The sequence below is a fragment of the Bartonella sp. AP30XZML genome, from assembly GCF_042195945.1.
In the GTDB taxonomy this organism is placed as follows: domain Bacteria; phylum Pseudomonadota; class Alphaproteobacteria; order Rhizobiales; family Rhizobiaceae; genus Bartonella.
Genome location: NZ_JBHIPJ010000102.1, coordinates 90,426 through 105,001, shown reverse-complemented (window position 1 = coordinate 105,001; position 14,576 = coordinate 90,426). Strand labels below are relative to the sequence as shown.

At 37.6% G+C, this 14,576-nt stretch carries 11 protein-coding genes and 1 pseudogene; 5 read left to right on the top strand and 7 right to left on the bottom strand.

Going from position 1 to position 14,576, the window contains the following annotated elements; genetic code table 11:
• The first annotated feature begins 159 nt into the window (after positions 1–159).
• The 5 genes and pseudogenes from ACFIL2_RS07385 to ACFIL2_RS07365 all read left to right on the top strand — a co-directional run bounded on the left by ACFIL2_RS07385 (position 160) and on the right by ACFIL2_RS07365 (position 4,829).
• The gene (locus ACFIL2_RS07385) at positions 160–1,197 is read left to right on the top strand and encodes a tyrosine-type recombinase/integrase (protein ID WP_375640461.1); all 1,038 of its coding nucleotides are present in this window, start codon (positions 160–162) and stop codon (positions 1,195–1,197) included.
• A gap of 236 nt (positions 1,198–1,433) precedes the next feature.
• Positions 1,434–2,360, top strand: a complete 927-nt coding sequence (locus ACFIL2_RS07380) for a D-2-hydroxyacid dehydrogenase family protein (RefSeq protein WP_375634608.1) — start codon at positions 1,434–1,436, stop codon at positions 2,358–2,360.
• A 231-nt stretch (positions 2,361–2,591) separates the two neighbouring features.
• Positions 2,592–2,717: a hypothetical protein gene (locus ACFIL2_RS07375; RefSeq protein WP_375632953.1), complete on the top strand. Its 126-nt coding sequence runs from the start codon at positions 2,592–2,594 to the stop codon at positions 2,715–2,717.
• Between the two features lie 34 nt (positions 2,718–2,751).
• Positions 2,752–3,801, top strand: a pseudogene (locus ACFIL2_RS07370) (MFS transporter).
• Between the two features lie 200 nt (positions 3,802–4,001).
• A complete protein-coding gene (locus ACFIL2_RS07365) occupies positions 4,002–4,829 on the top strand; it encodes a TauD/TfdA family dioxygenase (RefSeq protein ID WP_375634611.1) in 828 nt (275 codons plus the stop codon).
• 655 nt (positions 4,830–5,484) lie between these two features.
• On the opposite strand, the gene ACFIL2_RS07360 is transcribed toward ACFIL2_RS07365, so the two are convergent.
• From ACFIL2_RS07360 to ACFIL2_RS07330, 7 genes are all read right to left on the bottom strand, one after another.
• Complete coding sequence (locus ACFIL2_RS07360) at positions 5,485–7,284, bottom strand: acetolactate synthase 3 large subunit (protein WP_375676882.1); 1,800 nt, start codon at positions 7,282–7,284, stop codon at positions 5,485–5,487.
• A gap of 270 nt (positions 7,285–7,554) precedes the next feature.
• Positions 7,555–8,427 (bottom strand): tRNA (adenosine(37)-N6)-dimethylallyltransferase MiaA, encoded by an 873-nt coding sequence (gene miaA, locus ACFIL2_RS07355; protein WP_375680381.1) that lies wholly within the window; start codon positions 8,425–8,427, stop codon positions 7,555–7,557.
• 774 nt (positions 8,428–9,201) lie between these two features.
• Positions 9,202–10,725, bottom strand: a complete 1,524-nt coding sequence (locus ACFIL2_RS07350; protein ID WP_375632961.1) for a Do family serine endopeptidase — start codon at positions 10,723–10,725, stop codon at positions 9,202–9,204.
• A gap of 151 nt (positions 10,726–10,876) precedes the next feature.
• On the bottom strand, positions 10,877–11,815 hold the full coding sequence (gene hflC / locus ACFIL2_RS07345; RefSeq protein WP_375628861.1) for a protease modulator HflC: 939 nt from the start codon (positions 11,813–11,815) through the stop codon (positions 10,877–10,879).
• Between the two features lie 2 nt (positions 11,816–11,817).
• A complete protein-coding gene (gene hflK, locus ACFIL2_RS07340) occupies positions 11,818–12,957 on the bottom strand; it encodes an FtsH protease activity modulator HflK (protein WP_375632963.1) in 1,140 nt (379 codons plus the stop codon).
• A 119-nt stretch (positions 12,958–13,076) separates the two neighbouring features.
• On the bottom strand, positions 13,077–13,586 hold the full coding sequence (locus ACFIL2_RS07335) for a dihydrofolate reductase (protein ID WP_375632965.1): 510 nt from the start codon (positions 13,584–13,586) through the stop codon (positions 13,077–13,079).
• Entirely contained in the window at positions 13,583–14,377 is a 795-nt protein-coding gene (locus ACFIL2_RS07330; protein ID WP_375618242.1) for a thymidylate synthase, read from the bottom strand. Before ACFIL2_RS07330 ends, ACFIL2_RS07335 begins: the two co-directional genes overlap by 4 nt.
• Positions 14,378–14,576: the final 199 nt, after the last annotated feature.

Here is a 14,576-nt window from a genome sequence, read left to right as displayed (position 1 = left end):
CAAAAATGCGAACTCATAGAAATCAAACCTACCGGTGAACTGCTTATCTATCTGAAAGCAGATATCCCATTACCAAACTCAGCAGTAAATCCTGACAAGCTATTGTCTTTGTCAAAAAATGAAAGTGATGAAGTTTTACTTTACAACATGTAATTTACCATGCCAAAATCACGCCCCCCTCATCTCGTCAAAGAAATTACACGCCATGGTAAAATCATATGGTATGTACGTATTGGTCATGGAAAACGTATTCGAATACACGAAACTTATGGAACGCAAGAGTTTGTTGACAACTACAAAAGTGCACTTGCCGAATTACAAGGGCTTATACTCCCTAAATCCAAAACCGGTAAGCTAGTCGAAGGTTCATTTGCATGGCTCCTTAAACAGTATCTTAATAGCTCCAATTGGCATAACCTCGCTAAAGCCACAAAGAAACAAAGAGAATACACTCTTATGAAAGTGTGCAATACTATAGGACACATTTCATACCAAGCAATAGAAAAGAAACATATCATAGCCGGTGTTGAACGGCGCAAAGAAACACCAGCAATGGCTAGAGACTTTCTACAATCCCTAAATGGGCTTTTTAAATGGGCGATTGAACAAGGACTTTTGGAAAGCAACCCTACTTTAGGTATCACAAGACCTCCTCTTAAAAATAAAGAGGGCTTTCCCGTTTGGACAGAAGAAGACGTTGAAAAATATTACCAACGCTGGTCACATGGTACCCATGAACGTGTTTGGATTGATGTTCTTCTTTACACGGGTTTGCGTCGTGGTGATGCAGTCCGCATTGGCTGGAAAGACGTCAAAGATAATATCATTCACATCAAAACAGAAAAGAGCCAATTTCAAACAGATGTCTTTCTCCCAATTTTGCCAGAATTAGCCAAAACGCTTGAAGTTGGTCCTATTGGAGAAGAAACATTCATTTGTGGTAAACGCGGGAAAAAAATACCCAAAAAAAGCTTCGGAATTACATTTTATAATGCTTGTACCCAAGCAGGTATCAAAAAATCAGCGCATGGCTTAAGAAAATTAGCAGCAACACGCGCAGCAAATTCGGGTGCAACGGTATCGCAATTGAAAGCACTCTTTGGCTGGACAAATGACAGTATGGCATCTCTCTACACAAAGAGCGCAGATCGCAAAAAACTCGCTCTTGAATCGATACAAAAGCTCCAAAAAAGTTAGGGATAGAGACAAAAAAACGTAATAAAATCAAAACTCAACTATTCCCTTACATTAAATATAACTTATTGATTTAATTATTATTGGTTACCGTTGCTAGAAATAACAATAAATCAAGGGGTATAATTTGTTAATAGGCTTGGCGTTATGTCAAAATATCAGCGATGAGATTGCTTTTTGGTTGTTTTAGAAATGAAATAATGAGCTCAAATATTGATGAATGAAACGGAAGGTTTAAATTGAAAATATTAATTCCAGATGACTATCAAAAAGCCACTCTAACATTACAGTCTATTACAAAATTAATGACATCACATGAAGTGCTGGTTATAAATAATTTAGCTAAAGAATGTGATTTAGAAGATAAGCTCAAAGAGATCGATATTCTTATCTTAATCAGAGAGCGGACTATAGTTGATAGAAATCTTCTCCTGAAACTGCCAAATTTAAAATTAATCTGCCAAACAGTCCCTATAGGTTCACATATTGATATAGAAGCTTGTAGAGACTTAGAAATTGAAATATTAGACGGTGGTGGAGATCCAACTTCTGCTGCTGAATTTGCGTGGCTCTTAATTATGTCTGCGCGTAGAAAACTCTGTAAATCTGTATCTGATATGAAAAAAGGACGATGGCAAACAACATTTGGCAACCAAATGAAAGGGGCTACTCTTGGAATATTCGGGTTTGGGCGTATTGGTAAAATGGTTGCTCAATATGCTCAAGCTTTTGGCATGTCCATTTTGGTTTATGGGAGCGAGCGTTCAACGCAAGAAGCAAAAAATTTAGGTTATCATTTTACGCATTCAAAAGAAGAATTTTTTACACGTCCTGACATTATATCCATCCATTTACGTTTAAGTGATAAAACTAGAGAAATCATAAAATTAGATGATCTATTGAGCATGAAACCTCATGCTATTTTTGTCAACACAGCGCGTTCAGCTTTGGTTGAAAAAGGGGCGATAGAAAAAATACTAAGTTTGGAAAATTCAACTTACTTTGCACTGGATGTTTATGACAGCGAACCAGTATATGAGAGCAAATTATTGCAATCAGATAGAGTTCTTTGCACACCGCATCTGGGCTATGTGACTGAAGAAAGCTTTGAGAATTATTTTGAAAAAGCTTGCCAAAATATAGCTTCTTTTATGAAGAGCACTTAATGCCGGCTGAGCCAATGTTTGTAAAATTTATCTTATGTCGCTAGCGTATCAAATTTGCACGACACATAATAGCTTATTTCCTTAAATGAAGCATATTCCTTAGCTTTCACATTAAGACCAATCGTATTGACAGATTTTTATGTAATCAGCATAAAATACCTAATTTATTGTTGCAAGCATTATTAAAAAAGGCTACTTTATTGGAATACAATTTAATTGGAGGGGGGCGGAGTGAGCAATAATAAATTTATAGAAAAGAATTATTATAGATGGATTATATTGCTTGTTGCCACTATCGCTCAAGCATCAGCTTGCTTTTTTGTTCAAGGGATTGGTCCTTTAGCTGAATTTTTTTAAGAAGGATTTCTCGCTTAGTGACTCTCAAATAGGTTTGCTGTCTTCAGCAGCGCAGTTCCTACCTATTATTGGATTACTTGTAGCTGGTGAATTACTAGACAAGTTTAACGAGCGCTATATTGTTGGAGTTGGCGCACTCGGCGTTTCTATCGCTCTTTTATTGGGAGCAATTGCAGAAAACTATATTTCCCTTTTGGTTTGTTTGCTCATTGTAGGGGGATTTTATAGCTCTGCTCAACCTGGTGGTGCTAAATCTGTTTCTGCATGGTTTCCACAATCGCAACGCGGATTTGCAATGGGAATAAGGTAAGCGGGGCTACCATTAGGTGGGGCATTAGCTGGGATGGTTCTTCCTGCGAGTGCGCTTGTCTATGGCATACAAGGTGCGTTTTTGGTCGGTGCCATCGTTTCTTTTTTAGGGGGATGTATCTTTATTATTTTTTATCACGCACCAGCAAAAGTTGTCGCTATCGTTCCAAAAAGCAAGGCAAAAGTTTCGTTCTATGCAAATGTAAAGTCTCGTCTTGCGATGTTAACTGCACCACATATGAAGAATATTATTTTTTCAGGCGTTTCACTTGTGATCGTTCAATATGTTTTAACCATTTTTATAACGATTTATTTTTATAGAATCTATCAGCTGTCCTTAAATAAAAGTGCTTATTTGTTTTTTGTTTCACAGGCTTCTGGTGCCTTAGGAAGAATTATTTTAGCAGCGTGGAGTGATCATTGTAGAAAAGGACGATTTTTTCCTGTCTTGTTTTGCATGATTGCAGTCGTTTTTGGATTTTTAATATTAATTTTAGGCATGAGTGGATTCATAATTTATTTAACTATTTTATCTGCTTGGTTAGTTTTTTTTGGATTGGGATGGTATGGCCCTTGGGTCGCCTATATTGTAGACTCTTCACCAAAAGAAAGCGTTGGCTTTTCTCTGGGGTTAGCAATGTCTATAAATCAAATCGCAATTATTACTGCTCCACCATTATTTGGATTAATCCAAGATTTTACAGACACTTATGTACTAACATGGCTGATTTTAATTTTAATTATTATTTTTTCACTTTTCTTAATAAGAAAGTAGGGAAAGATAATTGGGGAGGAAATTATAATGATAAATGAAAATACTTTTGAGTTGAGCAATCTCGAAAGAGACAAACTTTGGGAGGCTTTGGACCATGTTATTTATGATCCATACAGTGGTATTGAATATTCGGTTAAGCTAAAAAAATAGCATTTTCGCTGCTACCCCATAGAATATTGACAATTCTTATGAATCAAAAGATGTCTATTACCCCTAGAGCATATTTAATCTTTGAAAACCTTCCAATTGATAGACAAATTAATACGTCACCTAATCCTTATAATTTAGATGCGTCTTGTAAAAGTGGCTATATTAGCGAAAATTTAATTATGATGTTTTCTTTATTAATCGGAGAGCCTTATTCAATTAAATTTGAAGGCGAACATATAGTAAACAACCTAGTTCCTTTAGAGGATAATAAAAAAGATTATACAGGATTAGGATCTGAAGTTGAGTTAGATTTTCATATAGAAAATGCTGCACTAAAATTTATAAGAGGTTTAAATTTATCTCCTAAAGGGATCTTTTTATCTGGTGTTCGCAATGATGTTGATGGCCCGTTAACGAGAATATCTGATGCACGTCTCGCTCTAAAACTTTTAAATGAGGAGGATTTGAGGAGCTTAAGGGATAATTTATATATAATTAATGTTCCCTATAGATGGAGAAAAAATGGGGTAACCTCTACAAGTAAAGTACCCCTCGTTCAAGGGGACGGTGAATTCCCAGATATCAGCGCTGTTTTTTATCCAGGCATGTTAGAACCACAGTCAAAAAAAGCCAAGGAAGCTTTAGATCATTTTTATGAAGCTATTAAGGCTGTATTTTTTGGAATTGATGTACAACCAGGAAGATTATTATACATTGATAACAGAATGGCTCTACACTCTAGAGATAAATTTTCTGGATCATTTGATCGTTATAAAAATCCAATGCGGTGGATTCAAAGAGTGTTTGTGTCTGCAGATTTATGGAATCATAGATATGTAGAACAAATAAAAGAAAGAGTATTTGATTTTCAATGTTAATGTCCTGATAATGATATGGTGTTGAGTATTATTCTGGTTTATATATTGACTACACACCTCATATGTATAGGTTTCTCCCACATAATCATACCTGATTATAAGCTATGGTGGCCAATTGATTTTCCATGGCTGTATTTGATCTTTGTTATTTTTTCCCTTCCTTCAGTCCGCTAGGGGATTCTCCTACCAAGCCCTTGAAAGAGCGATTTGAAGTAATTTCATAATGCGAAATCAAAACATAGTGACAAACTTTTCTATTGTTTTCACAAGTATGACGGTTTGCATGGTTGCACCCTTCAAGCACAGTGGATTTTTCTTGCACGATGGAATCTTTCATATATGAGACAACATAATTAATTTATAACAGATAATTCAATGTATTATCTAAAAAATGCAACGAAATAGCTATTAATGTGAACATATGAATTAAAAAAACAAACATCGCGTACAAATAAATTCAAACATAATTGGGCACACGACTTATAACATTTTTTAGATGAACAAATAATAATACACCCCATGTCTTTAAACACAGAATGAAAATCATAAAATGAGCTCTAAGGATAATAGAAACTCTCCACAAAGAAGAGAAAGAGATGAAGACTCCAAAGACTTCATCATCACCATCCTTCACTATTTTATTAATATATTCATTTTATACAAGAATCTTTCCCTCAGAAGAAATAGCATTTGCAATAGCTTCTTCGCTTGCCTCATCGGGTAATAACATCTCATTATGGGCACATCCTGATGGGATCATAGGAAAACAATTTTCTAAATGATAAACACGACAATCGAAAAGAACAGGCTTATCACAGTCAATCATTTGCTGAATTTTATCATCAAGTTCATCGGGTTTTGAACAATGAATTCCTACGGCTCCATAAGCTTGTGCCAATTTCACAAAGTCAGGCATAGATTCCGTATAAGAATGAGAAAGACGATTACCATGCAGCAATTGCTGCCACTGGCGAACCATCCCCATATACTGATTATTTAAAATGAAAATTTTCACCGGTGTGTCATGCTGAATAGCTGTTGCAAGCTCTTGAATATTCATCTGAATGGAGGCATCACCAGAAATACACACAACAAGCGCATCAGGATGCGCTATTTGAACACCTATAGCAGCAGGTAAACCATACCCCATCGTTCCAAGACCACCAGAAGTCATCCAATGTTTTGGTTCATCAAAATGATAATACTGCGCTGCCCACATCTGATGCTGCCCGACATCCGTTGTAATATAAGCATTCGCATCTTTGGTAAAAGCATACAGCCGTTCAAGAGCATATTGCGGCATAATGACATCTTTTTTCTCCGCATATGCCAATGAATTACGAGCTTTCCAACGGTTAATTTGCGTCCACCACGCCTCACGGACTTCACTGTTAAACGCTGGTTGCTGTATCTTTAAGAGTTGCGTCATATCTCCTAAAACACAAGCCACATCACCAATAATTGGAACTTCTGCTTTTACAATTTTATTGATAGAAGAAGGGTCAATATCAATATGAATAATACGCGCATGAGGTGCAAATGCATCAAGGCGCCCGGTGATACGATCATCAAATCGTGCTCCAACAGCTAACATGACATCACAATCATGCATGGCCATATTAGCCTCATAGGTTCCATGCATTCCAAGCATTCCAAGCCAATTTTTACCGGAAGCAGGATAAGCACCAAGTCCCATTAATGTTGAAGTAATCGGAAAATCCCCCAATTGAACCAAATTACGTAAAAGCTGTATAGCTTTCATCCCCGATGAAATAACACCACCACCAGAATAAATAATAGGGCGTTTTGCCTCAACTAAAAGAGAAACGGCAGATTCAATAGCCTTAGTATTCCCTTTCATCGATGGAAAAGAATGTAAAAACTCCTGAACTTGAGGTGCTCTATAAAATCCTGAAGCAAATTGAACATCCTTAGGAATATCAATCAAAACCGGACCAGGACGACCTGATTGAGCAAGAAAAAAAGCTTCATGAATAATAGCCGCAAGATCATTGACATTTTTAACCAGCCAATTACGCTTCGTACAAGGCTTTGTAATTCCAACTGTATTAGCCTCTTGAAAAGCATTTGTTCCAATCACCGTTGTTGACACCTGCCCAGAAAAACAAATAAGAGGTATCGAATCCATAAGAGCATCTTGCAAAGGTGTAACAGCATTCGTTGCCCCTGGACCAGAAGTCACAAGCATAACCCCTACCTTCCCTGTGCTGCGTGCATAGCCTTCAGCCGCATGCCCTGCGGCTTGTTCATGGCGCACCAAAATATGCTGGAGTGTATCTTGGTGATAAAGAACATCAAAAATAGGCAAAACAGCCCCACCAGGATAACCAAAAATATGTTCAACGCCTTGATCTATAAGAGCTTGAACCACTATTTCAGCGCCCGACATTATTTTTCCATCTGCACTCTCTTGCTTTCTTGGATCATTTCTCATTTTTCCCACTCACCTACTTTATAGGACAATAAAAAAGCCCCTAACGGAGCTCATAAAAAAAGCCCCCAAAGGAGCCCATTACACAACACATACTGTATGATTACCCCCATTATTCCAACGTATAAAATATATAAAAAATTCCTTGTAGGAAGATTTCTAATTCCATTGATACCATTCGTCAATAAAAAATTATATTTTCTAAAAAATTTCTTTTTCACGAATTATCTTTTATCTTTCGATAAGTTTCTTTGCAAAGCTCTAACTCTTTTATCAAAAAGTAAGCACCCATTCTTCATCAAATTGATTACGAAACCATGTCATTTGTCTTTTTGCATATCTCCTCGTTTGTATTTTCACCGCTTCAAGAGCATTCTCAAAGCTTCTATATCCATCCAAATAAGCCATAAACTCAGGTATACCAATAGCCTTCATTGCTGGTAATGAAGAGGAAAGTTTAAGTTTTTTCATAGCCACCACTTCTTCTAAAGCTCCTCTTTCAATCATAGAATCCAAGCGTTTATGAATACGTTCATAAAGCAGAGGACGGGGTGGCATGAGAAGAATTTTTTCGGTCAAATTCGGCGCAATGATAGGTGTTGTTTTTTGTTTCTGCCACCAACTGAGCGTCTTACCGGTTGCATCATAAACTTCCAAAGCACGGACAATACGCTGTCTATCGTGCGAAGAAATTTTTTCAGCAACAACAGCATCAATCTGCAACAACTGGCGATAAAGACTTTCAGGTCCCTCTTTATCAAGCAGCAAACGCCACTTCTGCCGCACAACATTTGGAACATGAGGGATTTCCGAAATCCCCTCTAAAAGAGCACGAAAATAAAGTCCTGTCCCACCAACAAAAACAACTGATCTTAAAGAAAAAGTAGCCAATAGCTTCTCGACATCACACAACCATTGCCCTACTGAATAATTCAAAGTAGGACTCACATGACCATAAAGATAATGGGGAACAATCGCGGTATCAGCCTCCCCCGGCCGTGCCGTTAAAATATTTAAAACATCATAAACCTGCATTGAATCAGTATTAATAATGAGAGCATTCTTTTCTTGAGCCATTTGCAAGGCAAGTTCTGACTTCCCACTTGCCGTTGGCCCCGCTATTAATGTAACTTTTCTCTGTGTCATGAATAGCAATTTCTCCCAATCAATAACTTATTGCAACATGCAGACACCACCAAAGCCCCCTATGAAATTTATAAAAAATGGGCTTAATAACAACACCAAAGGAATTTCCAAGCATTTTTGCTATCATAGTTCAATAGTAAACTACAGCCATAATCATTCTGTCCGTTAGTCCATTAAAAACAAACATATTCTTTGTCATTATTTATGAATAATAATACTGAGCTTAACCTATACAATCAAACAGCTTTATTTTTTCCTATAAAAACAGTATACTAATCTGCTTTATAATAGGAGATTCAGAACTTGTCTTCTTCACGCTCTCTTTTTTATAACTATTTCTTCATCCATCACCAAGAAAGGTGTAAATATATATAACTAATTTAGTCTAATATGATTTTTCTCTAAGATAGTTTTTTTCAAACTGAAGTGAAAAAAACGTTCTCCATAGCACATAAAGTACAATCACAAAGGACTAAAAGTCTCACTAAATAAAACATTATTTATAATAATAATTGACTTAAACACAAAACATAGATCTCTTATGCAGCATTTCAAAGTCTAGGCTGTTGCAAGATTGGAAACTAGCAAATCTATGATGGTGCCAACTTGTACTTTTATTTAACGTAGAAACAGAGCTGCCCAATGGATTTTATATTGCACACCCCATGCTCTCTATCGTGAAATGAGCTTGAGAAACATTGGATATCACATGCCTGACTTGCAAAATATCCCATTACTAAGGCTGATAAAAAACAAAAAAATAATTTTTAAGGATCAATCCATTAGGAGCGTTACGAACCGTAACTCTCCATCTGGACGCGCTACAATAAATAGAGCATTTTTGCGTCCAGCTTCACGTAATTTATGAATACGTTTTTTAGCCTCATCAATTGTTGTGATAGAACTCTGATTGATATCAACAATCACTTCACCAACGCGAATACGCTTTTTATCCGCTGCACTATTTTGTGCAACAGCTGTCACCACTAATCCTCGAAGTTTATCTGAAATTGAATAACGATGACGCAAATCCTCTGTCAGTTCAGATAACGTCATTCCCATAAATTGCATTGTCACGTTTTTCGACAGATCTTGATTTTTTTTATCAGCAACTTCTTCTGTATCTTCATTTGGATCTGTTTCAATCAAACGTCCAAGCTTAACTTTTACTGTTTCTTCTTGCCCATTGCGTAAAATAGTAACGTCCACTACTTTTCCTTCTGAACTTTCTGCAACTAAACGCGGCAAATCACGTGCATGCTTAATTTTGGAATTACCAAAGGAAAGAATAACATCTCCAGTTTGTAACTGGCTATTATCTACATTATTTTCTTCCGTCTGTTCTATTTTACCAGCCACCAATGCTCCCACAGCATTGTCCAATTTTAAACTTTTTGCAATATCCTCTGTTACCGGCTGAATACGAATAGCCAACCAACCACGCCTTATTTCTCCAAAATCACGCAATTGATTAATAACAGAAAGAGCCATATCCGATGGAATAGCAAATCCAATACCGATAGATCCTCCCGAAGGTGAAACAATTGCTGTATTAATGCCAATGACTTCACCATTTCTATCAAATAACGGACCACCAGAATTGCCCCGATTAATTGCTGCATCTGTTTGAATAAAATTATCATAGGGACCAGCATTAAGATCACGGTTACGTGCAGAAATAATACCAACCGTCACACTTCCACCAAAACCATAAGGATTACCAATAGCCATAACCCAGTCACCAATACGTGCTTTTTCTGAGTCACCAAAACGCACAGCTTTTAATTTTTTACTTCCTGCATCGACTTGAAGCAACGCCAAATCAGTTTTGCTATCCTTTCCAAGAAGCTTTGCCTTTAGTTTTGTACCATCCGTAAAATTAACTTCAATATCATCAGCATCTACAATAACATGATAATTTGTAACAATAATCCCTTTTTGCGCATCAATCACAAAACCAGACCCTAAAGAACGCACCTTTTGAAATTGACTATCTTTTTGACCATCCTTGGGTATAAAAAAATCACTAAAATATTCCTCCAGCAATGAATCTTTTGGGATAACGGGTACCGAGGTGTTTGCATCCTGTTCTGTTCCTTCAACAGTCTGCGCCGTGGAAATATTCACAACTGTTTCCAAAAGCTCAGAAGCTAAATCAGGAATAGAAAGCAATGCCTTGCTTGTCTCGGCTCCCCAAGACAAACTCACTGATCCTGATAGAAACAAAGTCACACAAAAAACAACTCTTGTGATAAAAAACTTTAAAAACGTATTTTTACTCACGACACTTCTATCCATGACATGCCTTTAATCAAAGATGCAAAGAGCCCCACTAAATTTATATACGGAAAACCAGCACGGCTCGATACTCTCTACCACTTTTACCATAAAAGAAAATGGTCACAGATCATTCTTTTCATGCAAAATCTCGTATCTGCAATCCATTATTTTATCTATTCTCTCCCGATTTTGGATCAGTTTTACTGAGGCCAGTATTCATTGTCGGTAAGAATGCTTTATTTGCCTGCGGCGGATTACGAAAATAGAAAAAGAAATCCTCATTTGGAGAAATCACCATCGGTGTTTTCTCTAAATTCTTGTATTGTTCCATCGCCAACCAAAAATCGTAAAAAGACGGATTAGCCTCCCTCGCATTCAATAAAAGACGAATACTTTCAGCTTGACCTTCACCACGGGTAATTTCAGCATCACGCTTTGCAGCTGCTACAATTTCTTCATATTCACGATTAGCTTCTGCCACAATACGATCTCGCTCCTGCTGACCACGAGCCCGGATATTTTCCGCAGCAGCTTCACGTTCAGCTGCCATTTGCCGATAGACATCTTCTGAAACAGCATCAGTCAAATCGGTTTTACGAATACGCACATCAACAATGGCAATACCCAACGAACCTGCATCTACAGAAAATTGCTTCTGTACTTCAGCCATCATCGCGCCTCGTTCATCCGATAAGGCTGCTTTAAATTCTCGCTTACCATAAACAGCACGCAAAGCGTCAATAAACCGTGGTGCAAGGTTTTCACGTGCCGCAATTTGTGGACGCCCAGAAGCAATGCGCTGTAAAAACAACTTAGGATCTGTAATACGGTAAATAAAGAACGCATCCACCTCATAATACGCACCACCACGAACCTGTACAGATTGTGTAGGAACATCGTAACGCAATAACCGATTATCAACAATGATCATCTTATCGATAAAGGGCGCCTTGAAATAGATTCCAGGATTAGATTCTACCTGAACAATTTGTCCAAAACGCTTAATTGCTACCTGTTGACGAGGATAGACGATAAAAACGGACATCCACAAAATCATCAAAACAAACACTATAGCACTAAAAACAAACAAAAAGCGAGATTGCTGCATAATTAATCTCCTCCAGAAATACGAGAATCTAAGAGTAACGCAGGACGCGCTGATGTTGCCTTTACTTTTTCCGATGACTTGCTACGCAACAATTCGTTCAAAGGCAAATAAGGCATCGCTGGAGAATTTGCCTGATCAAGAACCAGCTTATTTGGTGAAGAAAGAATCCGCCCCATCGTCTCCATGTAGAGACGGTAGCGAGCAGCTTCTGGTGAAATCGCAGCCTCTCGAGCTATCGCCTGAAAACGTTCAGCACGCCCTGTTGCCTCTTCAACCATTTGTGCCTTTTCACCTTTTGCGATTTCCCGTGTGCGTGAAGCTTCACCATTTGCTAAACCAATTTTCGTAAAACGCACACGATTCCCCTCTTCAATCATTCTTCCACGTTCCTGCTCCGCCTGCTGAACAGAATTAAACGCAGCAGCAACCTTTGTCGGAGGAGCAGCTTCACTGATAGAAACACGGCTTATTTCGACACCAAGTTGATATTTATCCACAGTCAACTGGATAATCTTTCTAACGTCATTAGCAACTTCTTCTTTCTTGTCACGTAAAACATCATCAACCGGCCGCGAACCAATGACCTCACGCATTGCACTCTCAGCAACTTGGCGGACAGTTCCCTCTTGATCATTCACATTGAATAAAAACTGACTAGGGTATGAAATCCGATAATAAACGGAAAAATTAACATTAACGATATTTTGATCACTCGAAAGCATTAAACCATCACTTTGTTGCGCCTGACCGGGCTTCCCACCAATCGCGATTGTTTTTTCCGTTAAAGGTACTTTCATATAGGTCTCAATTGGCCAAAAATGAAAATGCAACCCATCACCAATAATGCCTTCTTTAGGGATGCCAAAGCGCAACTCTACCGCTTGTTCATTTTGCTGAACAATATAAATTGACTGGTATAGCCAAAAAAACACAATAAGCAGAAGGAATAAAACAGAAAAACTGCTTCTCCCGAATTGTTTAAACTGATCCTGCCCTTTGCGCAAAATTTCATTAAGATTAGGACCATTTTCACCACCATTACCGCCACCAGAACCAAAGAGATTCTTAGCTGGTGTTTTTTTGTCACCACTGTTTTTATCGCCACTCCACGGGCCACCACCATTTTGATTTGTCCAGGGCATTATCACCTCTTTAACTGATTACCACTACTCGAACACCAACCATTTGCTTGATCTTATAGGGTGTCTCTTACCTCATTACAATACAACTGATAAACCCTTCCACTTCATATTACAAAAAATTATTTCCGCTCATAAACAACAAAACGTGTCGGATGACTATCTTTATCCCCTTTTGGAATATCTTGTGTTTGCACAATAGTCCACTTTTCTTTATCAAAAACAGGAAAAAAACTATCACCTTCTATAGAAGCTAAAACTTCTGTAAGGAATATTTTATCAGCCATATGCAACCCTTGTTGAAAAATTTCACCCCCACCAATAATAAAAATTTCCTCTACATCATTTTGAGAAGCAACATTTGTTGCAAGAGAACAAGCTTGCGATAAAGAGTGAGCAACAACAGCCCCTTCAGCACAAAAGGTACAATCACGCGTAATGACGATATTTGTACGCTCTGGTAAAGGTCTCCCAATAGAATCCCAAGTTTTTCTTCCCATAATAATGGGCTTACGCAACGTCAAAGCTTTAAAGCGTTGCAAATCCGTCGATAAATGCCACGGCATTGCACCTTCACGACCGATAACACCATTTTCTGCAACAGCAGCAATTAAACAAATGGAAATCGTCATATTGCTACCGGCGCTTTAATATGGGGTTGTGCTTCATAATTAAGCAACTCAAAATCCTCAAATTGAAAAGAAAAAAGATCTGTTACCGCTGGATTTATGCGCATACATGGCAAAGCATTTGGTATACGAGACAATTGATATTTTGCCTGTTCAAAATGATTAGAATAAAGATGAGCATCTCCCAGAGTATGAATAAAATCGCCTATTTTAAGACCGCTTACTTGCGCAATCATCATCGTTAGCAATGCGTAGGATGCAATATTGAATGGAACACCTAAGAAAATATCCGCCGAACGCTGATAAAGTTGACAAGATAATTTCCCCTCCGCAATGTAAAATTGAAAAAGACAATGACACGGAGGCAACGCCATTTCCTCTATTAATGCAGGATTCCAAGCTGACACAATCAAGCGACGAGAATCTGGCGTTTCCTTAATCATCGTTAAAAGATTGTTAATTTGATCAATATGGCGTCCATCAGGAGCAGGCCAAGAACGCCACTGATAACCATAAACAGGACCAAGATTTCCCTTTTCATCAGCCCACTCGTCCCAAATTGACACACCATGCTCTTTCAACCAAGCGATATTTGTATCGCCTTTAAGAAACCACAAAAGTTCATAAATAATTGAACGTAAGTGTAGTTTCTTTGTTGTCAACAACGGAAATCCTGCTTGTAAATCAAAGCGCATCTGATACCCAAAAATAGATCGCGTTCCAACACCCGTTCGATCTGTCCGATCAATACCCTGATTTAAAACATGAGATAAAAGAGCAAGATATGATTTCATAGGACTATTATGTCCGATTCTTCTCATTATAGAAAATAAAAACTGTAAAATCCGTACAAAGATAATTCAAATCTTTTTCCAAAAACATCTTACACAAGAAATTATCATGATCTGACTAAATTTTTGATGCAAAAGATAAAATACTATAGACAGCTTCTAAAAAAATGACATAAATGAACAAAGATGGATGAACATGAAA

Bases quoted from the DNA above. Each gene is read 5' to 3' on its own strand.
- ACFIL2_RS07385 (WP_375640461.1), top strand. From the start codon at position 160: ATGCCAAAATCACGCCCCCCTCATCTCGTCAAAGAAATTACACGCCAT.
- ACFIL2_RS07365 (WP_375634611.1), top strand. From the start codon at position 4,002: ATGTCTATTACCCCTAGAGCATATTTAATCTTTGAAAACCTTCCAATT.
- ACFIL2_RS07360 (WP_375676882.1), bottom strand. From the start codon at position 7,284: ATGAGAAATGATCCAAGAAAGCAAGAGAGTGCAGATGGAAAAATAATG.
- miaA (WP_375680381.1), bottom strand. From the start codon at position 8,427: ATGACACAGAGAAAAGTTACATTAATAGCGGGGCCAACGGCAAGTGGG.
- ACFIL2_RS07350 (WP_375632961.1), bottom strand. From the start codon at position 10,725: ATGGATAGAAGTGTCGTGAGTAAAAATACGTTTTTAAAGTTTTTTATC.
- hflC (WP_375628861.1), bottom strand. From the start codon at position 11,815: ATGCAGCAATCTCGCTTTTTGTTTGTTTTTAGTGCTATAGTGTTTGTT.
- hflK (WP_375632963.1), bottom strand. From the start codon at position 12,957: ATGCCCTGGACAAATCAAAATGGTGGTGGCCCGTGGAGTGGCGATAAA.
- ACFIL2_RS07335 (WP_375632965.1), bottom strand. From the start codon at position 13,586: ATGACGATTTCCATTTGTTTAATTGCTGCTGTTGCAGAAAATGGTGTT.
- ACFIL2_RS07330 (WP_375618242.1), bottom strand. From the start codon at position 14,377: ATGAAATCATATCTTGCTCTTTTATCTCATGTTTTAAATCAGGGTATT.